The following is a 21543-nucleotide window of genomic DNA, read 5'->3' on the forward strand; positions in this document are numbered from 1 at the left end:
GGGCCCCGAGCGCACGCTGACTCCGGTCGATGTCCGTACGCCTTCGGTGCCGACGGATACAGTCGTGTTGACCGATGGCGTGATCGGAGGACCGTCTGCACCGCAGGCAGATAACACAGCCAATCCAGCAATCAGCATGACGGCTTTCATCCCAGCACCTTTTTCCAACGCGCGACCTGTTCGCGGACACGATCAGGCGACGTTCCACCATAGCTCGTGCGACTGGCAACCGAATTATGCACGCCCAGCACCGCGAACACGTCCGAGGTGATGTCGGCATGAACGGATTGCATGTCCTCAAGGCTCAGATCCGGCAAATCGCACCCTTTCTTCTCGGCCATGGCGACCAGTGACCCGGTCACATGATGCGCGTCGCGGAAAGGTAGGTCGAGCGTGCGCACAAGCCAGTCCGCAAGATCGGTCGCGGTGGAAAACCCGGCAGAGGCAGCCGCCTCGAGATTGGCGCGGTTGGCGGTCATGTCCTTGACCATGCCCTCCATCGCGGCGAGCGCCAGCATCCAGTTGTCGGCCGCATCGAAGACCTGTTCCTTGTCTTCCTGCATGTCCTTGGAATAGGCCAGCGGCAAACCCTTCATCACCATCATCAGCGCGACGTTGGCTCCGAAGATGCGCCCGATCTTGGCGCGGATCAGTTCCGCCGCATCGGGGTTCTTCTTTTGCGGCATGATCGAAGATCCCGTTGAGAACCGATCCGACAGGGTGACAAAGCGGAACTGCGCTGAGGACCAGATCACCAGTTCTTCGGCAAATCGGCTCAGGTGCATGGCTGAAATACTGGCGACACTCAGAAACTCCAACGCAAAATCCCGGTCACTCACGGCATCAAGGCTGTTGGCCATCGGGCGGTCAAAGCCCAAAGCCTCTGCCGTCATATCCCGATCAATCGGAAAGGAAGTGCCTGCCAACGCTGCCGCGCCCAAAGGTGATTCGTTCATCCGCTTGCGCGCGTCCTGAACGCGGCTCAGATCGCGGGCGAACATCTCGACATAGGCCATCATGTGATGACCCCATGTCACCGGCTGGGCGGTCTGCAAATGCGTGAAACCCGGCATCACCCAATCGGCTCCCGCTTCGGCCTGAGACAGCAACCCGCTGATAAGCGCCGTCAGGCCCGAAGAAGCCGCATCCAACTGATCGCGCACCCAAAGCCGGAAATCGGTGGCCACCTGATCGTTGCGCGACCGGCCAGTGTGCAAACGCCCTGCCGGTTCGCCAATTACTTCTTTCAGCCGCGCCTCGACATTCATGTGAATGTCCTCAAGCGCAGTCAAAAAGGTGAACGCGACTGTTTCCATCGCTGACAATAAGGTGAGCGAGGCTTCCCGCATCGCCGCCGCATCGCTAGGTGTTACGATACCTTGCGCAGCCAGCATTGCGGCGTGAGCCCTCGACCCGGCGATGTCCTGTGCCGCCATGCGTTTGTCGAACCCGATCGAGGCGTTGATCGCCTCCATGATTGCATCGGGACCGGCGGCGAAACGGCCACCCCACATCTGGTTCGAGGTTTTGTCGGACATGTCTTGCACCCTTCGGAGGGAAAATGAAGAAAACGCTTGCCGCCATCCTCTATACGGGCCTCGTTGCGCTTGCAAACCCGGCGCTGGCCGATCTGGCCAAAGCCGAAGCGATGCGCGACGGCGACATGAAAAAGCTGACTTTCCACAGCGAAGCGCAACCCGCGGGAACAGCTGAGTTCACCACCTTCGACGGCGATCCCATGTCGCTGGAGCAATACAAGGGCAAGTGGGTGCTGTTGAATTTCTGGGCCACCTGGTGCGCGCCGTGCCGCAAGGAAATGCCGATGTTGTCGGACCTTCAGCGCGAATTTGGTGGCGAGGATTTCGAAGTTGTCACACTTGCGACCGGTCGGAACCCGCCGCCGGCCATGAAAAGCTTCTTTGACGAAATCGGCGTCGATAACCTGCCGCTCCATCGTGATCCCGGTTCGGCACTTGCGCGGGAAATGGGCGTTCTGGGCTTGCCGATTACCGTGATCCTGAATCCCGACGGTGACGAAGTCGCCCGGATGCGCGGCGATGCAAATTGGGCGTCGGACAATGCAAAGGCCATTTTACGCACGATCCTGGGCCAAGATTCCGCTGGCTGAGCCAATCCTTCAGCAATCAGGAGCTTCGGATGCGCCCCCCGACGCTCACACAACACACAGCGCTTCACCTCGTCGAATGGTTGTAGCTGCCACTCGCGCCCCCGTGTGTGCCTTGATGTGTGGTTAAACCCGAAGCCCCTGTGCTGCGACAGTGCAATCAACATGCGTCATGTTCCCGCGCAACGCGGTGCCAGTGAGCAAGAAGAGAGAGTGGACAGTGTCAGAGACCTGACGCATGGACGCACCTGTGTTCGAGCCCCCGCCCAACAGGTTTGTATTTGTCAGAAATGCGGCGGCGGGGAAAGCTATTTGCCATATTCACCCCTGTTGCCCCCCTTTTCGGCGAACAATCCCGTTCAGTCGGTCCGGTTTGTGATCTGACGCCGCCCCAATCCTGCCTTATTTGCGCCTCAAATCATGCCAGAGAGCTGAGCAACATCAGAATCAACACCACTATCAGAACGTGTCAGGAATACCCGATCCTGCCGACGCTTTCATAGGCCACGAACCCTGCGTCCCTGACCACATCCGCGTTGTAGATGTTGCGCAGGTCAGCCATGGACGGGTGTGCCATGCTGCCAGCAATCTGAGCCAGGTCCAACGCGCGGAATTCGTTCCACTCGGTCAGCAACACCAAAAGGTCAGCATCCTTGACCGCCTCATAGGGGTCTTCCTGCCATTGCACGCCGGGCAAAAGGGCCTCACCCTCGTGCTGGCCCTGCGGATCACAGACACGCACCTTGGCACCCCCCCCGACCAGCGCAGGCACGATGGTCAACGAAGGCGCATCGCGCATGTCGTCCGTGTTCGGTTTAAAGGTCACGCCCAGAACGGCAATCGTCTTGCCATTGAATGATCCATCGCAGAGATCCTGCAATTTTTCGATCATCCGTCGCTTGATGTCTTCGTTCACCGCAATCACAGCCTCGGTAATATACATCGGGCTGGCATGATCCTGACCGATGCGGGCAAGCGCCTTGGTGTCCTTGGGAAAACACGATCCGCCATAACCCGGCCCTGCGTGCAGGAACTTGTTGCCGATGCGATTGTCCATGCCCATGCCCTTGGACACCTGCTTCACATCCGCGCCGACTTTTTCACAAAGAGCCGCGATTTCGTTGATAAAGGTGATCTTGGTCGCCAGAAACGCGTTGGCGGCGTATTTGATCATCTCGGCGGATTCGAGGTCCGTGGTGACGATCGGGAAATCCCGCAGGTAAAGCGGACGGTAAATATCCGACATGACAGTTGCGGCACGATCGGTTTCAACACCCACAATCACGCGGTCAGGTTTCATGAAGTCATCAATTGCCGCACCTTCCCGGAGGAATTCGGGGTTTGACGCCACATCGAAATCCAGATCCGGGTTGGCAGCCGCAACCACGTCTCGCACCTTGCGGTTTGTCCCCACGGGGACAGTCGATTTCGTGACGATGACAACATACTCTTTCGCCGCCTTGGCGATCTCTTCGGCAGCGGCCATGACGTAAGTCAGATCGGCATGCCCATCACCCCGGCGTGTCGGTGTGCCAACCGCAATGAAAACGGCGTCGGCTCCGTCGATGGCGGCGTTCAGGTCGAGGGTGAATTCAAGACGCCCCGCTTCGACGTTCTTGGCCATGAGCACATCAAGTCCCGGTTCATAGATCGGAACTTCACCGCGTTCCAACATGTCGATCTTGCGCTGATCCTTGTCCACACACACGACGCTGTGGCCGAAATCCGAGAAACACACCCCGGACACAAGACCCACATACCCGGTCCCGATCATCGCAATCTTCATGTAACTGCCCTTGCACTTTTGATGACGTTTTGCGCTTGGTGGTTTGTGTGGTCAACTACAGTATTGGCCTGTAGTAAAAGAAAAAGGCGCGCTGTGGCAGCGCGCCCTGCTTTCAAAATACGCTCGAACTGGCTCAGGAGCCGGATTCAGGACCAACCGACACGAGGTATGCATAGACGTCTTCCATACCCTTGCGCAGACGGAAGGACATCTTGGATCGTGCGCCGCTGTCGTCCAGATACTCTGCAAGAAACGCCTTGGGGTCCTGAACATACGAGACAAAGTGCTCTTCGTCCCAGACGAGACCGGCTTCACCCGCCGCCACAAGGCTATCACCATAGCGGAAATCTTCATTTGTGCCTGCCTGACGACCGATGATGCCATAAAGGTTCGGACCAGTACGGCCACCCTTGACGATTTCGGTGCCATCGTCCGCGACGATCATGTGGCAGGACTTGCACTTGTTGAATTCTCGCTCACCCGCTTCGGCATCTTGTGCCAACGCTGCACTGGACCCCGCCAACAGCAGAGCCGCAGTTGCGATCATGATTTTCATTCTTGAACTCCTCTTCCGTGTTCGGACGCACGCTAGCGCGATCTTGCCCTGTTAACCAATAGCAAAGCCTTCAAGTTCCCGACGAGGTAACCGCAACCCTGTCAAAGTCAAGCAACCTGGTGCGCAATAGCACATTGTTTCCATAGGGTTGCGAGCGCCTGAACCAACTGTTCAATATCTGCGTCCGAATGAAGCGGACCCGGCGTAAAGCGCAGGCGTTCCGTGCCTTTCGGCACTGTGGGATAGTTGATCGGCTGAACATAGATCCCGTAATCCTGCATCAGGATATCCGCCAGCATGCGGCATTTGACAGGATCCTTGATCATCACCGGGATGATGTGGCTCGGATTGTCCATATGCGGAATGCCCTGATCGTCAAGACGCTTGCGCAGCTTGGCCACCTGTTCCTGCTGCTTGCGGCGTTCGGTGTCGCTTTGCTTGAGATGCTGGATGGATGTGCGCGCAGCGGCAGCGACGGCGGGCGGCAAGGCAGTGGTAAAGATGAACCCACTCGAAAAAGACCTTATGAAATCGCACATTGACTCGGTGCCGGTGATATAGCCCCCCATGACGCCAAACGCCTTGCCCAGCGTGCCTTCGATCAGGGTAATCCGATCGGCCAGACCTTCGCGTTCGGACACACCTCCGCCGCGCGGGCCGTACATGCCGACAGCATGAACTTCATCGAGATAGGTCATCGCGCCGTGTTTCTCGGCCACTTCGACAATCTCTTTCATCGGACAAATATCGCCGTCCATTGAATAGACAGATTCAAAGGCCACGATCTTGGTCGCATTCGACGGCAGCGCTGCAAGTTTGCGATCCAGATCTTCGGGGTTGTTGTGCTTCCAGATCACCTTGTTGCACCGCGCATGGCGGATGCCTTCGATCATCGAGGCGTGGTTCAACTCGTCCGACAGGATCACCGCATCCGGCAAACGTGCGCCCAGCGTCGACAGCGCTGCCCAATTGGAAACATAGCCCGACGTAAAGAGAAGCGCGGCTTCTTTGCCATGCAGATCGGCAAGTTCACTCTCCAGCAGCTTGTGCTGGTGGTTGGTGCCGGAAATGTTCCGTGTCCCCCCCGCGCCGCAGCCGTTCTCGGCCACCGCGTCCTGCATCGACTTGATCACCTTGGGATGTTGGCCCATGCCCAGATAGTCATTTGAACACCAGACCGTCACTTCGTCAGGACAGTCGTCATCATGTGACTTGGCCTTTGGAAAAGCCCCACACTTGCGCTCCAGTTCGGCGAAAATTCTATAGTTACCCTCTTCCTTCAGGGCATCGAGCTGGGCATTGAACAGGCTGTCAAAGTCCATGGGCGTCCTCCGTTCGTATCGTCTTGTCTTGTTGTTTTGGTTTGGGCGCGGGGATCATCCAGCGCCATAGTTTTTCGTCGGGCAGCGGCAGCACCATGAACCAATGCTCGAGCAGCGCGAGCGCGGTCATGGCCGCCAACAGAGAAAAGCCAATCGCATCTCCCGGCGACGTGGCGGAGAAAATGCGTTCCAGCCAGCAGGCGACGGCAAAGGTCAGCGCGCTGACCGAAATCGGGAACAGCCAGTTCATCTTGGCATGTCGGAAATGGCTGGGCAGGTGCGCAAGCGGCTGCGGCAGGAATTCGGTGTTGATCTTGGGCACACCCAGAAACAGGTTCAACTTGGCAGAGACACGCGCAAAGAAGAGCACCGCGAATGTCCAGAACCCGAACGCGTTCGCGGCGTCCTGTGTAAACAGCCAAAGACCGACAAGCGTCGCGAACAGCAGCATCTCGTGATACGCGATGGTGCCCCAGGCCCGGATAAAGCGTTCCCATTCCGGGATGTCGGCCCGACATTCATGCACGTTTGGCCCTGTGATCGTCCCGGTCAGAAACGCTATCTCGATCCAGGCCCAAAGCGCCAGAGCCGCAAGAAACGCATGATAGGCGGCCGCCGTGCTGTCCAGACCTTCGGTGGCCCAGATGCCATAGGCCCCGACAAAGAACACGGGCAATGCGCCCCACGTCAACGTCCGTCCAAACCGCGCGCCATAGCGGTCGGCGTACTTTACGACCATGAGGATCGCGCCGGTGGAAAACCACCAGACAAAAAGCGCCACAAGGGCTGCGATCCAAGGGTCATTCAACACGCGTGCTTGTCCTTCTTCTTGTTCCAATTACCCTTGGGGGTGGGGCAAAGCCCGCGTACAGTCGCCGCCGTGAAGCTGCGAAACCACTTTAGTAAGCAGGAACCAAACGTGTGCTTTCGGGCACCTGATGTTTGTTTGCCGGAATTGTATAAAGCGACACAAAACACATCGCCGCCTTTGCCGACCCCGCCCATTCCCTGAGCTTTCCACCCAAACCACCCTGCGCTTTGGCTTCTGCGATCTGCACATTTGCCCGCTGGAGTTTTTCCAGCGTCGGCTGCCAACGCGGATGCTCGATATCCAGCGTGATCGGGAAAATCTGCTGTGTCAGCACCGAGGTTTTGGTGAACACCTCGTGCGCGTACCAGTCCGGATCGACGCCCAGCGCCTCGTGGAACTTGGGACGTTGGTGATCGCGGACATACATCGTCGCGTAGACGGCCGTCAGGAAGAACTTGATCCAGTAGACGTTCCTGCCCGAGGTCAGCTTGGGGTCGGTCTTCATCAAAAGCGCAAAGGCCTCACCGTGGCTGAACTCGTCATTGCACCACTCCTCGAACCATTTGAAGATCGGGTGAAACCGGTGTTCAGGGTGTTCCTGAAGATGCCGGAAAATGGTGATATAACGGGCATAGCCGATCTTTTCCGACAGGTAGGTTGCGTAGTAGATAAACTTTGGCCGGAAATAAGTGTATTTCTTCTTCTGCGTCAGGAAACCAAGGTTCACCGCAACACCCGCCTCACGCAGCGCATCGTTGATGAAACCGGCATGCCGGGCCTCGTCACGCGCCATCAGTTGGAACAGTTGTGTGATGTCCTTGTTGTTCCCGCGGCGCTTCATCTCTTTGTAAAGAACGCAACCCGAGAACTCGGCGGTGCAGCTCGAAATCAGGAAGTCGATGAACTCTTTTTTAAGTCCCGGCTCCATGTTCTCCCAATCGACATGGTCCCAATCTTCGTTCTTCTTGAAGTGGCCCTTGTTCGGATCCGCAACCATCTGGGCGATCAACTGGTCCCACTCGTTGCGGATGCCATCGACATTTATGGCGTCCAGCTCATCGAAATCCGTGGTGTAAAAGCGCGGTGTGAGAAGCGTGTTCTGCATCGCGACTTCGGTAGCCGCCTTGCTGTCGAACTTCGCCTGCTCTTCCTGAATGGCGAGTCCCTCTTCGACGGTTGTTGCGTCGGCGGAATGCGTGGCTTGGATGTTCACAGCGTCACCTCCTCGGAAAAGGAAAATTCACATAGCTCCATCACTTCGAAATCACCGGTCAGTCGGGTCCAAAGCTGTTCGAGCTTGGATGCGCGGAATATGATGGCTTCGCGGTCTTCGCTGACCACTTCGCCGAACGGTGCCATGATTTCCGGCCCCTGAACTTTCACCTCGTCGCCGGGATAAATCACCGCGCCGTTGTTGAAGCGCACATGTGCATGAAGGCTTTCGAAACAGTGGCTGATTTCCACCGTGCACGGCGCCCTTTCGATATCTTTTGTCAACAGACCCATTGTCCGATTCCCTTTCGGTTAGTTCAGCAGCCTGGCGAAAGCCGCCGAGTTATCGTGGCCGAAACCCATCAGGTCAGCCCCCCATCCCGTGCTGGGATCAAAGATCTCAAGACGGTTGTTTTCACGCGCCCGAACGATCACAGGACCATCCAGATCGACCCGAGCCTTGGTGCGTTCCCGTTGCAGGACACGCCATACTCCAGAGATAAAGCCGCCTTCGTCGGTGCTGTATTCTGCAAAAAGCGTGCCGTCCTCTGCAAAGACCTTAGCCGAGCCGCTCATATTGCCTTCAAGGAAAAGTGTCCTTTCGATCAATACAGGGGATTCTGGCGCAGTGTACTGTACCGGTCCACCCATCCAGCGATAGGCGCTGACCATGATCAGGCAGATCATGACCATTCCGAACATCGCGCGGATGAAAAGGCGTGGCACAAGTTCACGCTCGGTGGCGTGAATGCGGGCTTTGTCGGCTGTTTGCATTTGCATGACCATCCCTCCTTATTCTGCGGCCACGGCAGATGGGACACGGCTTGCCCGCTCCACCTGAGGTGTGGTCACGCGCGCCTCTGCCGCTTCGGAAATCATTGCGGCAATCCGTTCGGCGTTGGGGATGCAGCGCAGCGCGGGCTGCGTCGGCGAAACCCGCCACGGGCGCACATGCGGCCAGCAGACAAGATAGCTGATCCGCGTGTCGCCCAGCAGATCGAACGCAATGCTGCCTGTCCCGCCTTTGCGCAGATCGAGGTTTGCGGACCCGATCTGGGTGTAGGGCAGGTTCAAGGTCACTGTCAGCGCAGCACCGATCCGCATTGCAACGCGCCGGTTGGTGACCGTGTAAACCGTGTAATGCGCTTGCGCAAAAGCGATGATCACCAGCAAGCCGCAGGTGATCCCACCCAGGATCAGAAACGGAACAGACGCCCAGATTGCCTGTCCCAACGGCATAAGATCCACCACAGCCACAAACCGCCAGGCCGCAAGGAACACAAAGTATCCCGCAACCCAGAGCAGGTTCAGTGACTCTTTGGAAAGGGCCCACCAATCCGGTTTGCCTTGCCAGAGGATCACCTCCCCTTCGGGAGGAGCCTCTGGCAGACCTTTGACCGGTTCGACCTGAAAATCATCGTGTGACATGGTGGTTCCCCTTGTTCGTCTGACTGGCTGATCAGAGTTGCGGCTCAAGACGATCCTGGCTCGCATAAAGCGTGCCACCACCGTAGTAGGCGCTGATCTTGTCTTCTTCGAGTTTGGTGATCTGTTGGGCGGCTGCGAGCTTGGGCACACCGGCGAAGTGTTCACCAAAGATCGAACGAACCTTTACGCGATTGCCCCAGATACGGGTGAAGGTGATCGGCACAAGCCGCGATCCACCACCATATTCCGCATCGAGTTCCATCTCGAGGTAGCGGACAAGCTGTTCCGGCTCGTCGACCCACATATCGGTGATCTTGCCGACGATGGCCCCATCACCTGCCACAACCGGCAACCCACGCGGGTCACGACCTGCCGAAACGCGGAAGCTTTCGCTGCCCGACATCGGGATGATCTTCGGATGCCCGTGGCCGTCCAGTTCTGGCTCGTCGCGGCGCGATGCCCAGCTTGCCGGACCGACGCCATCCGCAAGCGGATCACCGGCCGGATCAAACGGGAAACCACCGCTGTTGAACTCGCGGGTGAGTTTTCCATTAATGTCCGTCCGCTCCGGATTCTGGCCTGACGGCACGGTGTATTCGCCACGACCATGCGGCAGTTTGAAGGTCTTGTCCGACGGGTTCGGGAACACGCTTCCCGCATCCGCCTGGCTGCCGTCTTCGTCCAGCAGCGGATAACCTTCACGCTGGTTCTCGCGCTGAATCCAGATCACGAGTCCGACGAAAAAGATGAAAAACAACCAGAGCGAGATGCTCGCGAGGTCGAGGTTTCCAAGGATATAGTCTTCGGTCATCTTAAATTCTCCTTGATGGGCCTTGGTCAGGTTGGGAAATCGGCAAGGCCCAGCCCTGTCAGTTTCTGGTTTGACGTGGTTGAAATGCTTGAAGTGAGCGTGCTTCTGTTTTGGCTAACGAGACGGCCCAGTATGATGAGCGTCACAAACAAAAGCCCGATTTCGAGGTGGTAAACGACCGAATATCCGGTCGCCGGATCGTTCAGGGCTTCGCCCCATTGACCAGACAATGCGATGGCGTTGACCGTGTCGCGCGTGGCGCCACCGATAAGGGTTGAAAGGCCCGCAGCCGTGGCCTGTGCAGCGCCCCACGCGCCCAGCGCCAAACCCCGACCGGCAAGCCCTTCGGCAGGCAGCGTCATCGCGGCGGTCAGGGTCGAGATGGCGAAATACCCACCGCCAAACCCAATTAGTCCCGCGCCAGCGAAAAACAGCGAGGTGGAATGCATCGGGGCGGCGAAGATCACAATGCTGAACGCGGCAACACCGGCAAGAAGTCCAACAGATGCCATGCGGTAGGTGTTGCCACCCCGCGACAAAACCCGCGCGGCAATCGCAAAACCGATCAACGCCCCGGCAGCCCATGTGGCCGTCAAGAGGGTTGTCGCCGAAACGCTCAGGCCAAGGATCTGGCCACCATATGGTTCAAGCAACACATCCTGCATGTTGAACGCCATGGTTCCCACAAACACCACAGCAAGAAGGCGACCCGCGGTGCCACCTGCGGTCAGATCGTTCCAGGCGTCCTTGAACGACGGTTGCGGTGCCTCGCGTTCGTCTTTGGACATCGGGCGCACGCGCTCTTGCTTCCAAAGCGCGAGGACATTGAGAACAACGGTCGCCACGGCACAGCCCTGAACAACCTTGATCAGCAGCAGACCCGAAAAATCCCTCAGCAGCCAGCCAATCACAATGGCAGATAACCCCATCCCGATCAGATACATCACATAAAGTAGCGCAACCACGCGCGGCCGGGTTTCATCTGTCGCCCGGTCCGCAGCAAGGGCAAGACCCGCAGTCTGGGTCATGTGCATGCCAAGACCCGTCATGATGAACGCAAGTGCCGCCAGCACCTCGCCCGCGAAGGGAATGTCATGCGTGACGTCCCCACCCAGCACCAGAAGGCAGGCAGGCATCACGGCCAGGCCACCAAACTGCCAAAGGGTGCCAAACCAAAGATAGGGAATCCGCTTCCAGCCGATGGCAGAGCGATAATTGTCGGATTTGAACCCAAGCAACGCCCGGAAGGGCGCGATGAGGACCGGAAGCGCCACCATGATCGCGACGAGCGTGGCGGGAACCGACAGTTCCACGATCATCACGCGGTTCAGAGTGCCCAGCAGCATGACTCCCGCCATACCCACAGACACCTGGAACAGTGCCAGCCGCAACAGTTGGCCCAAAGGCAGATCATCAGACGCCGCGTCCGAAAACGGCAGCATCCTCATGCCCAGGGACTTGACCTGATTGCGGCTCACGATCATGGACGGAACTCCAAGGCCTGGCTGATGTAGAAACCGGAATTGACGCGGCCCAGATCGTTGAGTTGGCCAATGTCAGAGACTGTTTTTGACAGGCGCGCCGGCCCATGCGGGATCATCACCGGTGACCGGTCCGACCGTGGAAACGCCTTGCCCGCGTACCACATCGTCATCAGCAGCGGTGTGCGGGGTGCAACGGTAAAGGCCACCGACCCGCGTGTGCGCTCTCCGAGATTGGCAAGCGCTGAACGGATGTCGGCCTGACTGTAATAGATCAGGCTGTCCATCGCGATCACATGGTCGAACCCACCCAGATCGGCCGACAGCATATCGCCGCTGGAGAACTTGACCTTGTGCTGCAGATGCTGCGGCAGGCGGTCTTGCGCGATCTTCACCAGGGTCGGTGAAATATCGACCGCAACAACATCCGCACCACGCAACGCCAGCTCATGCGTCATCTGTCCGGCACCACAGCCGGCATCCAGAACACGCAGGCCAGTCAGGTCACCCGGCAGCGACGACAACAGCTTTGCGCGCATCTGGCCGCGGCCCTTGCGCACAGTTTCGCGAATACGGCTTACCGGGGCGTCCGAGGTCAGACGCTCCCAGACCTTGGTGGCCGTGCGGTCGAAATAGTGTTCGACCCGATCGCGTGTGGCATCGTAGCTCATCAATCGAATCCCAGAAGTTCAAAGATGTCACGGTCTTCCAACGGCTGAGGCGCCATCGCCTCGGTGCCATTGAACAGGGTCTCGGCAAGGCGGATATATTCCTTGCGGGCCATGACGATGTCTTCCTCGTCCGGCATTTCGAACAGGGTCTTCTTCTTGAGCCGCGACCGGCGGATGGCGTCGTAGTCAGGCATATGCGCGATGCGCTTGAAGCCGACCTCGTTGCAGTAGCGATCAACCTCGTTCGTGTCCTTGGACCGGTTTGCAACACAGCCCGCAAGCCGGACCTTGTAGTTGGCCGACTTGGCCTGCACGGCGGCAATGATCCGGTTCATGGCATAGATGCTGTCGAAATCATTTGCGGTCACGATCACCGCACGGTCTGCATGTTGCAGCGGAGCGGCAAAGCCACCGCAGACCACATCGCCCAGAACGTCGAACAGAACAACATCTGTGTCTTCCAGCAGATGATGCTGCTTGAGCAGTTTCACGGTCTGACCGACCACATACCCACCACAGCCGGTGCCAGCGGGTGGACCACCTGCTTCGATACATTTCACGCCATTGAAACCCTCAGCCACGAAATCCTCGGGGCGCAGCTCTTCGGCGTGGAAATCCACGTCTTTGAGAATGTCGATCACCGTCGATTGCAACCGACCGGTCAGCGTGAAGGTGCTGTCATGCTTGGGATCACAACCAATCTGCAGCACGCGTTTACCCAGTTTGGAAAATGCGGCGGACAGGTTCGACGAAGTCGTTGATTTGCCGATCCCGCCCTTTCCATAGACGGCAAACACCTTGGCACCTTCGATCCGCATGCTGTTGTCCTGGTGGACCTGAACGGAACCTTCGCCATCCTGCCCCTTGAGGATCGGTGGCGAGGTCACACCCCGCGCGTCAAGGCCAGCGGCTTCGCGCAGCGCTGCTTTGGCTGCGGGCGGCATCTTTGCGTCAAGTGGGCTCATTCGGGCCTCCAGTTCAATGTGATGGCAGTCATTCCGCTGCGATCCCCTCAAGGCGATCTTCCAAAGCGTCAGCTGCATCTTGCAAGGCGGCCAACGTTTCGGCATCGGGTTGCCAGTAGTTTCGGTCATGCGCTTCAAGCAGGCGGTTTGCCATTCGGCTCGATGCGGTCGGGTTGAGTTCGGCCAGACGTGCGCGCATATCGTCATCAAGGACAAAGGTCTCGCTCAGGCGTTGATAGACCCAGGGCTCGACCTTGCCGGTGGTGGCGGACCAGCCCATCGTGTTGGTCACCTGCGCCTCGATCTGGCGCACACCTTCGGCCCCGTGCTTGAGCATGCCTTCGAACCATTTGGGGTTCAGACTGCGCGACCGGGTTTCCAGCGCGACCTGGTCCTGAAGCGTGCGCACCTTGCCGTTGCCGCGTGTGGTGTCCGAGATGTAGATCGCAGCCTCTTGTCCCCCCCGAGCGCGTTTGACCGCGCGGGAAATACCGCCAAGCGTGTCGAAATAGTGATCCACCGTGGTGACGCCCAGTTCGACGGATTCAAGGTTCTGGTAGGCCACATCGACGGTTTTGAGCGTTTCCTGCAAAAGCGCCGGGTTCGCCGCCGCTTTGCCATTCACGCCATATGCGAAGGATTTGCGCTTTTCATACGCGTCGGCCAGTTCGTCTTCATCGCCAAACGCAGAACTGTCGACCAGCGCGTTGACGTTCGACCCGTACGCACCTTCGGCATTCGAGAAGACACGCAGCGCGGCTGTTTCAAGATCGACACCGTTCTCTTGCGCATAGACCCACGCATGGGCGCGAATGAAATTGAGCTCCAGAGGTTCATCGGCCTCTGCCGCCTTCTTTGCCGCCTCTGCCAACATGCGAGTCTGCAATGGCAACAGGTCGCGGAAGATACCCGAGAGGGTCATCACCACGTCGATGCGCGGGCGGCCCAGTTCTTCGAGCGGGATCAGATCGGCACCGGACAAGCGACCAAAGCTGTCAAAACGCGGCTTTGCACCAATCAGCGCAAGAGCCTGCGCCAGTGGGGCGCCATCGGATTTGATGTTGTCCGACCCCCAAAGCACCAGCGCAACCGTGCGCGGCAGGGTCTTGTGCGTTTCAAGCAAGAGTTGCGCCTGTTTTGCGCCATCCCGGCAGGCGAATGCGGTCGGCATGCGGAATGGATCGAACGCGTGGATATTGCGCCCTGTCGGCAGAACATCAGCGGACCGGATCAGGTCACCACCGGGGACAGGCGGGGTAAAGCGGCCATCAAGGGCGCGGATCAGCCCGGCAAGTTCGGTCTCTTGCTGCAACAGATGATCGACCTTTGCCTTGGTCTCTTCATCCGCATCTTCGATCAGCTTGAGGTATTCAGCACGCGCATCATCGCTGAATGTCTTTCCAACAATGTGCAGGCCATCCGGAATCAGCGCATCTTCGGTCTCCAGCAGCTTGAGCCAAAGCGCGTCCGGTGCAATCCCGTCCATATCCACAGCTTCGGCCTGTTCGGCAATAAGCGTCTCTAATTCGGCCCTTTCGTGGTCTTTCGGACCGAGCAGACGCCAGCGTGTCAGGCTGTCCTTGAGTTCCTGAAGACTCTTGTAAAGACCGGATTGCGCCAGCGGTGGCGTCAGATGTGTAACCGTAACCGCACCAGAGCGACGCTTTGCCAAGGCAGCCTCGGAGGGGTTGTTGGAGGCGTAAAGATAGACATTCGGCATCTCACCAATGAGACGATCAGGCCAGTCCCGCGCGCCAAGACCTGCTTGTTTGCCGGGCATGAATTCCAGCGCGCCGTGCATTCCGAAATGCAGAACCACATCGGCTTTGAACGTATTACGCATCCAAAGGTAGAAAGTGACGAAGGCATGTGTCGGGGCAAAACCCTTTTCGAACAGCAGGCGCATCGGGTCGCCTTCGTAGCCGAACGTGGGCTGCACGCCGACAAAGACCTTGCCAAGCTGCGCACCCAGAACGAACACACCGCGACCGTCGGACTGGATCTTGCCGGGGGCCGGACCCCACACCGCCTCGATTGCCTTCAAGGGCGGCGTATTGCGGACGATATCATCGGCGCTCACATGCGCTGCAACATTGGCCTCCTGGCCATATTGCTTGGCGTTGCCTTCCAGAACGGTGGCACGCAAGGCAGCCACGCTCTCGGGCACCTCAACGTCGTAACCTTCGGATTTCATCGCATGAAGCGTATTGAAAAGCGACTCGAACACGCTCAGATAGGCTGCTGTTCCGACGGCTCCGGCATTGGGCGGAAAGCCAAAGAGAACAATGCCCACGTTCTTGTCTGCATTCCGCTTCCGGCGCAGGGACGCTTGACGCAGAGCCTTTTCCGCAAGGCTCTCGATGCGCTCACGGCAGGGCGACATCGCTTTGCTTTGGGTGTCGCAGGGGCACCGATGATGACACCCTTCGCAACCTTCCGGGCTATGACGGCCCCCAAACACAGTCGGGCAGGTTGCGCCGTCAAGCTCGGGCAACGCGATGAGCATGGTTGTCTCGATCGGGCCAAGACCCTGTTCGCCGGTGGCCCATTGGCCCAAGGTCTGAAACTCAAGAGGGTGCGCCGCGATGTACGGGACATCGAGATCCTTGAGAACTTCGACCGCCGCTGTGCTGTCATTATACGCTGGGCCACCAACAAGGCTAAACCCGGTCAGGGACACCATTGCATCGATCGTTGTGCCATGGTCGGTGCGGAAGTACTCGGCAATCGCGGGACGGCCATCAAGCCCGGCTGCGAATGAGGGAATGACGGCAATGCCCTTGGCTTCAAACGTCCGGATAACCGCATCGTAATGCGCTGTATCGTTGGCCAGCACATAAGACCTCATGAGCAGCAGACCAACAGTCGCCTTTACCTCGGTCGGACGCGGGAGGTCGGCCAGGTCGGTGGTGATCCGATCGGCCAGATCAGGGTGGTACAGAGCCACATCCGGGTATTCGATCGGCGCTTCGGCTTCGGCACCCAGCCATTCAGACCGGCTCTTGGCATATTTCCCCAGCAGGTAACGCACCATCGCTTCGATGTTGTCGTCAGAGCCACCCAGCCAATACTGCATGACAAGAAACCAGGACCGCAGATCCTGCGCCTTGCCGGGGATAAGCTTGAGCATCTTGGGCAGGCGGCGCAGCTGCTGCATCCGCTTTTCGCCCTTCTCGACTTCGGAATCGGTGGATTTGGGCTTGAGCGACTTGAGGATCTTCATCATGCCCGACGCAGGCTTGCTCATGTCAAGCTTTCCAAGCTTGGTCAATTTGATGATCTGGGCATCCGCGATCACCCCGACGATCCCGTCCACCCGGTCACGGGCGGCTTGCAGATCGTCCATGATCGGCGCGATGTGTTCTTCGAGGAAGAGCAGGTTCGCGACGATCATGTCAGCGTCGGCAATCGCCTGCTTGGTCTCTGCCAATGCTTCGGGGGTTTCGGCCCATTCGGCGGCTGCGTGGACTGTGACGGTCAGACCGGGGAAATCCTGCGCCAGTTTCAGCGAGGCCCGCGCCACGGGACCAGCCGAATGGCTGTCCAACGTGATGATGGCGATGTTATACGCCCGGGCTTCGTTGAAACTATCGCGCATAGTGGGCCTTCGCCTCGTAGAGGGTGTCGACGCTGATCTCTTGAACGCCGCGCTCTGAGGCGAACGTTTCCGTATTCCGCTTGGCCTTGCCGCGCACAAAGAACGGGATTTTCTTCAGTTCCTTTTCCGCTGCGGGCAGCCACACGATCTCGACCGGGCCGGTATTGGCCTGGGCGGGTTCCGCCGAAACAATCCCTGTCTTGCCGACTTCGCGCAACTTGGCCTTATGACCGTGATGGCTAGCACCGGCATCGTCGTGGAATTCGAAATCCTGACGGAACATGGTCAGCAGGTGCTCCTCAAGCCCCATGACCAGCGGATGCACCCAGGTGTCGAAGATCACGTTTGCGCCTTCGATGCCCATCTGCGGACTGTAGCGGGCCGGGAAATCCTGCACATGCACGGGCGCGGAAATGACCGCGCAGGGAATGCCCAGACGCTTGCCGATATGGCGTTCCATCTGGGTGCCCAGGATCATCTCGGGGGCCAATTCCTCGATCCGGCGTTCAACCTCAAGGTAATCGTCAGTGATCAACGCTTCGATGCCAAATTCCTTGGCAACTCCGCGCAGCATCCGGGCCTGTTCGCGGTTGTAACAGCCCATGCCCACCACCTCGAACCCCATCTCGTCCCGCGCGATGCGGGCGCAGGCGGCCACATGTGTGCCATCGCCAAACAGGAACACGCGCTTGCCAGTCAGGTAGGTGCTGTCGACGCTGGCTGAATACCACGGCAGACGCAGGCGACTTTCGTCCAGAACAGGCTCTACACTGGCCAGTTTCGCCACTTCCGCCACAAAATCGCGGGTCGCGCCGACACCGATGGGAACCACCTTGGTGTATGGCTGGCCAAATTCTCGCTCCATGTAGCGGGCGGCGGATTCGGCGGTTTCGGGATACATCAGCACGTTGAAATGCGCCTGACCCATCTTGGCGATCTCGGACGGGGAAGCAGGCATCGGGGCCGTTACATTCACCTCGATCCCCATATCCATCAGCAGGCCGGTTACTTCGATGATGTCATCACGATGACGAAAGCCAAGCCCGGTCGGGCCTATCAGGTTCGCGGTCACGCGCGCGGTCTTTTCCATCGGCTTGGCCAAATGGCGCACGATCTGGAAAAACGTCTCGTCCGCGCCGAAATTTTCCTTGCGCTGGTAGCTTGGCAATTCGAGAGGGATCGCCGGGATCGGCAGGCCAAGCGCTTCGGCTAGACCACCGGGATCATCCTGGATCAGTTCGGCGGTGCAGGACGCGCCGACGATCATCGCCTCGGGCTTGAACCGCTCGTAGGCTGCCATCGCCGCGTCTTTGAACAGGTACGCGGTGTCCGCCCCCAGATCGCGGGCCTGAAACGTGGTGTAGGTGACCGGCGGGCGATGGTTGCGCCGTTCGATCATGGTGAACAGCAGGTCGGCATAGGTATCGCCCTGCGGCGCATGCAGCACATAGTGCAGGCCGGTCATGCCGGTGGCCACACGCATCGCGCCGACATGCGGCGGGCCTTCATATGTCCAGACGGTCAGCTTCACTCCGCCGCCTCCAGCTTGAGCAGGTCACGACGGCGCACCGGGCGCGAGAACAGACCGGCAAGGTCGCCCGCCTGTTCGTAGAAATGCACCGGTGTGAACACGAGCTCGATGGCCCATTTGGTCGTCAGGCCTTCGGCTTCGAGAGGATTGGCAAGGCCAAGGCCACAGACCGTCAGATCGGGGCGCGCGGCGCGGCAACGGTCCAACTGCTTGTCCACGTCCTGACCTTCGGCAATGGTTGGGCCTTCGGACAGCAGGTCAAGGTCAGCTGCCATGACCACCTTGTGGATGAAGGGTGCGCCCACTTCGACGGCCTCCATGCCGCATTCGCGGGTCAGGAACCTGGCCAGCGGGATTTCCAACTGGCTGTCGGGAAAGAAGAACACCGACCGACCACGCAACGCTTCTGACGCTTGCGCAACGGCTTTCCGCGCACGGGCGCGAGGGGCGTCGGTGACTTCGGCAAACTTGGCATCCGACACTCCGAACTGATCGGCAATCGCACGAAGCCATTGGGTGGTTCCCTCTTCGCCAAACGGGAACGGGGCCGCGATATGATTGGCACCGCGACGTTGAAGCGCCTCGTGTGTGTCGGTCAGGAACGGCTGCGTCAGCGCATAGAGCGTGTTCGAACCGATCCCGTATTCATCGTTGACGCGCGAGGCAGGCAAGACCCGGATCGGGCCGATGCCCATGGCCTCAAGCAAACCAACGGCCTGCTCTTCCACCACGTCCGGCAAGGCACCGACCAAAAGCAGTTCGCGCGCATCGGTTTGCGGCAGAACCGGCACCATTGCGGCCAAACAGGCGTCTTCGCCTTGGGTAAATGTGGTTTCAATACCTGACCCGGAATAGCTCAGCACCCGAACGTTCGGGGCAAACTGCGCGCTCATCCGTTCGGCAGCCTTGGCAAGGTCCAGCTTGATCACTTCGGACGGGCAGGATCCGACAAGGAACAGTTGCTTGATGTCCGGGCGACGTTCCAACAGCTCCGACACGACACGGTCAAGCTCTTGTTGCGCGTCGGCCATGCCAGCCAGATCGGTTTCCTCGAGGATTGCTGTGGCAAAGCGCGGTTCGGCAAAGATCATCACGCCAGCGGCGGATTGCAGAAGATGCGCACAGGTGCGCGACCCAACAACAAGGAAAAATGCGTCCTGCATCTTGCGGTGCAGCCAGATGATCCCGGTCAGGCCACAGAACACTTCGTGTTGGCCCCGCTGCTTGAGAACGGGTGTGTCGGAACAGCCGCGCGAGGGCGGGGGTGTGAATTGTTCGGTCATGCCGTGGCCTCGTCTGTCATGGGGGATGCGCTTGCCTGAAGACGGGCGACGCGCAGCTTCCAAAGAAACTGGCCGGCATTGATGACGTAAGCTGCATACGCAGCCAGAGCGAGTAACATCTCTTCCGTCGGACTCAGCGCGCTGGTCCAAAGCGCCCAGACATAGGCAAGGTGCAGCGCGATCACGAGAAACGAAAAAACGTCTTCCCAAAAGAACGCGGGAGCAAACAGGTACTGGCCAAAGACAACCTTTTCCCAGATTGCGCCGGTGACCATGATCGTAAGCAGGAACACCGTCTTGATCAGGATGGAATTGGTCGCCTCGTCGTATCCAGCACCTGTCAGAAGGTACCGCAACACCAGAACCAGAGAGACAATGAACGCAAGGAATTGCAGCGGCGCAAGCACCCCCTGGATCGTTGTCCAAACGCTGTTGTCCCGACGTGCGCGCTGTTCCTTTGTGTAAAGAAACACTGGTTTTCCAGCGGCGCGATGCGTTCCTGCCATGTCTTCGATTCCGTTCCTGTTCTGTAAAAAGTAGCTGCTGGTCAGGCCAAGTGTCAACTAAAACTTACACTTCGCCGCTGCGCCCGCGCGGCCGTTAGAAACAAGGCCATGATTCTCGAATTTTCATATGAAATAACGATTTTTCAGAGAAAATAGGGGCTATACTGCCTTGAAAGAAAAGCCTAACGGCTCTGAGTGTCAATTATCTTTGACATTGCGAAGCAAGAATCGGATGCTATAGATGTCCGACAAGTCTGACATGTGTAGATCAGGATCGGCTACGGGGTTTTGACATGGCAAACGACCATTCCGACGATCGCACGTCCTCTGAAGAAAGTCGTCTGGATATTTCTTCATTGGCATCCGCAGTCCTGTCCGTCCTCAGTGATAAAGGTGAAGAAGGCGTGCAGACGATCCGCAGCAGCGTGGTCCAGAAACTTGTTGATGCGGCGCTGAAGTCAGGCTCGTTCGATTCCGAGGCTTTGCTTGAAGAATTGAAGGACTGCCGGATCAGCACCGATCAGATTGTCGATGTCTACATTCCCCAGGCCGCATGTGAATTGGGGCAGATGTGGTGCGATGACGATATCGGTTTTGCTAAGGTCACGATCGCAACGGCGCGCCTGCAAGGTCTTCTCACACTGCTTGCGCCGCCCTGGGTGACAAGAGCACGCGACAGCGCAAAAGATGGAACGAATATCCTGATGCTTTTGCAGGGCAACGACAGCCACACATTGGGTCCGCATGTCGCCACGTCGCAGTTGCGGCGGTTCGGTGCATCCGTCCGAATTCTGTTTGGCCCAAAGGAAGATACGGTCGTACGCGCGCTGTCTGAGGAAAGTTACGATCTTGTCCTGTTCTCAAGCTCGCGTGCCGAGGCGCTTGCATCCGTGGCGAAGATGGCTAAACGCATTCGAACCAGTATCTTGGTGCCACCTCCTCTTGTTCTTGGAGGAATCATTCTTAACCTTGCAGATGGCGTCAAAGAAAAGACCGGTGTCGATCTGGTGACAAACGACGTGAAGGTTGCGCTGAAGCTGTTGACCTGCTCCCCTGAAATGTCCTCGGTTTGAGGTTAGCCTGTTCTCCAACTGAGGAGACAGACGATGAAGAGAAGCCGTTTCAGCGAAGTGCAGATCATTGGCATTCTGAAGGAGCATCAGGCAGGCATGGGTGCGCCTGTATTGTGTCGTAAGCACGGGATTAGCGATGCGACGTTTTACAACTGGCGGCGCAAGTACGGCGGCATGGAGGTTGCAGACGCCAAGCGGCTTAAGGCGCTGGAAGCCGAGAACGCGAAGCTGAAGAAGATGCTGGCCGAGCAGATGATGGACGTGGCGACACTGAAAGAGATGCTCGGAAAAAACTTCTGAGGCCCGGTTCAAGGAGGAAGGCTGTGGACTGGGCCATCAAGGAGAAGAGCTACTCGCAACGGCGCGCCTGTACATTGGTCGGGA

At 58.4% G+C, this 21543-nt stretch carries 19 protein-coding genes and 1 pseudogene; 3 read left to right on the forward strand and 17 right to left on the reverse strand.

Going from position 1 to position 21543, the window contains the following annotated elements; translation table 11 throughout:
• Positions 1 to 146 precede the first annotated feature (146 nt).
• On the reverse strand, positions 147 to 1538 hold the full coding sequence (argH, locus tag ACTIEN_RS18045) for an argininosuccinate lyase (protein WP_439524545.1): 1392 nt from the start codon (positions 1536 to 1538) through the stop codon (positions 147 to 149).
• Between the two features lie 23 nt (positions 1539 to 1561).
• Here argH and ACTIEN_RS18050 point away from each other — a divergent pair, with 23 nt between their 5' ends.
• Entirely contained in the window at positions 1562 to 2128 is a 567-nt protein-coding gene (locus ACTIEN_RS18050) for a TlpA family protein disulfide reductase (RefSeq protein WP_439524546.1), read from the forward strand.
• A 466-nt stretch (positions 2129 to 2594) separates the two neighbouring features.
• Here the strand turns inward: ACTIEN_RS18050 and ACTIEN_RS18055 are convergent, their stop codons facing one another.
• From ACTIEN_RS18055 to bchF, 16 genes are all read right to left on the reverse strand, one after another.
• Positions 2595 to 3911, reverse strand: a complete 1317-nt coding sequence (locus tag ACTIEN_RS18055; protein WP_439524547.1) for a UDP-glucose dehydrogenase family protein — start codon at positions 3909 to 3911, stop codon at positions 2595 to 2597.
• Positions 3912 to 4044: 133 nt separating this feature from the next.
• Positions 4045 to 4467 (reverse strand): c-type cytochrome, encoded by a 423-nt coding sequence (locus ACTIEN_RS18060; RefSeq protein WP_439524548.1) that lies wholly within the window; start codon positions 4465 to 4467, stop codon positions 4045 to 4047.
• A gap of 107 nt (positions 4468 to 4574) precedes the next feature.
• Positions 4575 to 5789, reverse strand: a complete 1215-nt coding sequence (gene hemA, locus ACTIEN_RS18065) for a 5-aminolevulinate synthase (protein ID WP_439524549.1) — start codon at positions 5787 to 5789, stop codon at positions 4575 to 4577.
• Positions 5779 to 6600: a putative photosynthetic complex assembly protein PuhE gene (gene puhE / locus ACTIEN_RS18070; protein ID WP_439524550.1), complete on the reverse strand. Its 822-nt coding sequence runs from the start codon at positions 6598 to 6600 to the stop codon at positions 5779 to 5781. The genes hemA and puhE overlap by 11 nt, the downstream gene beginning before the upstream one ends.
• A gap of 88 nt (positions 6601 to 6688) precedes the next feature.
• Entirely contained in the window at positions 6689 to 7813 is a 1125-nt protein-coding gene (acsF, locus tag ACTIEN_RS18075) for a magnesium-protoporphyrin IX monomethyl ester (oxidative) cyclase (protein ID WP_439524551.1), read from the reverse strand.
• The gene (locus ACTIEN_RS18080; RefSeq protein WP_292290809.1) at positions 7810 to 8106 is read right to left on the reverse strand and encodes a hypothetical protein; all 297 of its coding nucleotides are present in this window, start codon (positions 8104 to 8106) and stop codon (positions 7810 to 7812) included. Before ACTIEN_RS18080 ends, acsF begins: the two co-directional genes overlap by 4 nt.
• Positions 8107 to 8124: 18 nt before the next feature.
• Entirely contained in the window at positions 8125 to 8592 is a 468-nt protein-coding gene (puhC, locus tag ACTIEN_RS18085; RefSeq protein ID WP_439524552.1) for a photosynthetic complex assembly protein PuhC, read from the reverse strand.
• A 12-nt stretch (positions 8593 to 8604) separates the two neighbouring features.
• A complete protein-coding gene (gene puhB, locus ACTIEN_RS18090; RefSeq protein WP_439524553.1) occupies positions 8605 to 9240 on the reverse strand; it encodes a photosynthetic complex putative assembly protein PuhB in 636 nt (211 codons plus the stop codon).
• 31 nt (positions 9241 to 9271) lie between these two features.
• Positions 9272 to 10051, reverse strand: a complete 780-nt coding sequence (puhA, locus tag ACTIEN_RS18095; protein ID WP_439524554.1) for a photosynthetic reaction center subunit H — start codon at positions 10049 to 10051, stop codon at positions 9272 to 9274.
• A 26-nt stretch (positions 10052 to 10077) separates the two neighbouring features.
• Complete coding sequence (locus ACTIEN_RS18100; RefSeq protein ID WP_439524555.1) at positions 10078 to 11535, reverse strand: PucC family protein; 1458 nt, start codon at positions 11533 to 11535, stop codon at positions 10078 to 10080.
• Entirely contained in the window at positions 11532 to 12203 is a 672-nt protein-coding gene (bchM, locus tag ACTIEN_RS18105) for a magnesium protoporphyrin IX methyltransferase (protein ID WP_439524556.1), read from the reverse strand. The genes ACTIEN_RS18100 and bchM overlap by 4 nt, the downstream gene beginning before the upstream one ends.
• Positions 12203 to 13147 (reverse strand): ferredoxin:protochlorophyllide reductase (ATP-dependent) iron-sulfur ATP-binding protein, encoded by a 945-nt coding sequence (gene bchL, locus ACTIEN_RS18110; protein WP_439524564.1) that lies wholly within the window; start codon positions 13145 to 13147, stop codon positions 12203 to 12205. Before bchL ends, bchM begins: the two co-directional genes overlap by 1 nt.
• A gap of 49 nt (positions 13148 to 13196) precedes the next feature.
• The gene (locus tag ACTIEN_RS18115; RefSeq protein WP_439524557.1) at positions 13197 to 16766 is read right to left on the reverse strand and encodes a magnesium chelatase subunit H; all 3570 of its coding nucleotides are present in this window, start codon (positions 16764 to 16766) and stop codon (positions 13197 to 13199) included.
• Positions 16756 to 18297, reverse strand: coding sequence for a ferredoxin:protochlorophyllide reductase (ATP-dependent) subunit B (gene bchB, locus ACTIEN_RS18120; protein ID WP_439524558.1), 1542 nt, complete (start codon positions 18295 to 18297; stop codon positions 16756 to 16758). Before bchB ends, ACTIEN_RS18115 begins: the two co-directional genes overlap by 11 nt.
• Positions 18294 to 19580 carry a ferredoxin:protochlorophyllide reductase (ATP-dependent) subunit N gene (locus ACTIEN_RS18125; protein WP_439524559.1) on the reverse strand — a complete coding sequence of 429 codons (1287 nt, stop codon included), beginning with the start codon at positions 19578 to 19580 and terminating at the stop codon, positions 18294 to 18296. The genes bchB and ACTIEN_RS18125 overlap by 4 nt, the downstream gene beginning before the upstream one ends.
• Positions 19577 to 20086: a 2-vinyl bacteriochlorophyllide hydratase gene (gene bchF, locus ACTIEN_RS18130; RefSeq protein WP_439524560.1), complete on the reverse strand. Its 510-nt coding sequence runs from the start codon at positions 20084 to 20086 to the stop codon at positions 19577 to 19579. The genes ACTIEN_RS18125 and bchF overlap by 4 nt, the downstream gene beginning before the upstream one ends.
• Positions 20087 to 20379: 293 nt before the next feature.
• Between bchF and ACTIEN_RS18135 the strand changes: the two genes are divergently transcribed.
• Together ACTIEN_RS18135 and ACTIEN_RS18140 are read left to right on the forward strand one after the other, a co-directional pair.
• A complete protein-coding gene (locus ACTIEN_RS18135) occupies positions 20380 to 21159 on the forward strand; it encodes a cobalamin B12-binding domain-containing protein (RefSeq protein WP_439524561.1) in 780 nt (259 codons plus the stop codon).
• A 33-nt stretch (positions 21160 to 21192) separates the two neighbouring features.
• Positions 21193 to 21543 (forward strand): annotated as a pseudogene (locus ACTIEN_RS18140) (transposase); the annotation flags it as partial.

Source organism: Marivita sp., assembly GCF_051859345.1.
GTDB lineage: Bacteria > Pseudomonadota > Alphaproteobacteria > Rhodobacterales > Rhodobacteraceae > Marivita.

Coding starts and splice junctions, on each gene's coding strand:
- argH (WP_439524545.1), bottom strand. CDS start 1,538: ATGTCCGACAAAACCTCGAACCAGATGTGGGGTGGCCGTTTCGCCGCC.
- ACTIEN_RS18050 (WP_439524546.1), top strand. CDS start 1,562: ATGAAGAAAACGCTTGCCGCCATCCTCTATACGGGCCTCGTTGCGCTT.
- ACTIEN_RS18055 (WP_439524547.1), bottom strand. CDS start 3,911: ATGAAGATTGCGATGATCGGGACCGGGTATGTGGGTCTTGTGTCCGGG.
- ACTIEN_RS18060 (WP_439524548.1), bottom strand. CDS start 4,467: ATGAAAATCATGATCGCAACTGCGGCTCTGCTGTTGGCGGGGTCCAGT.
- hemA (WP_439524549.1), bottom strand. CDS start 5,789: ATGGACTTTGACAGCCTGTTCAATGCCCAGCTCGATGCCCTGAAGGAA.
- ACTIEN_RS18080 (WP_292290809.1), bottom strand. CDS start 8,106: ATGGGTCTGTTGACAAAAGATATCGAAAGGGCGCCGTGCACGGTGGAA.
- puhC (WP_439524552.1), bottom strand. CDS start 8,592: ATGCAAATGCAAACAGCCGACAAAGCCCGCATTCACGCCACCGAGCGT.
- puhB (WP_439524553.1), bottom strand. CDS start 9,240: ATGTCACACGATGATTTTCAGGTCGAACCGGTCAAAGGTCTGCCAGAG.
- puhA (WP_439524554.1), bottom strand. CDS start 10,051: ATGACCGAAGACTATATCCTTGGAAACCTCGACCTCGCGAGCATCTCG.
- ACTIEN_RS18100 (WP_439524555.1), bottom strand. CDS start 11,535: ATGATCGTGAGCCGCAATCAGGTCAAGTCCCTGGGCATGAGGATGCTG.
- bchM (WP_439524556.1), bottom strand. CDS start 12,203: ATGAGCTACGATGCCACACGCGATCGGGTCGAACACTATTTCGACCGC.
- bchL (WP_439524564.1), bottom strand. CDS start 13,147: ATGCCGCCCGCAGCCAAAGCAGCGCTGCGCGAAGCCGCTGGCCTTGAC.
- ACTIEN_RS18115 (WP_439524557.1), bottom strand. CDS start 16,766: ATGCGCGATAGTTTCAACGAAGCCCGGGCGTATAACATCGCCATCATC.
- ACTIEN_RS18125 (WP_439524559.1), bottom strand. CDS start 19,580: ATGACCGAACAATTCACACCCCCGCCCTCGCGCGGCTGTTCCGACACA.
- bchF (WP_439524560.1), bottom strand. CDS start 20,086: ATGGCAGGAACGCATCGCGCCGCTGGAAAACCAGTGTTTCTTTACACA.
- ACTIEN_RS18135 (WP_439524561.1), top strand. CDS start 20,380: ATGGCAAACGACCATTCCGACGATCGCACGTCCTCTGAAGAAAGTCGT.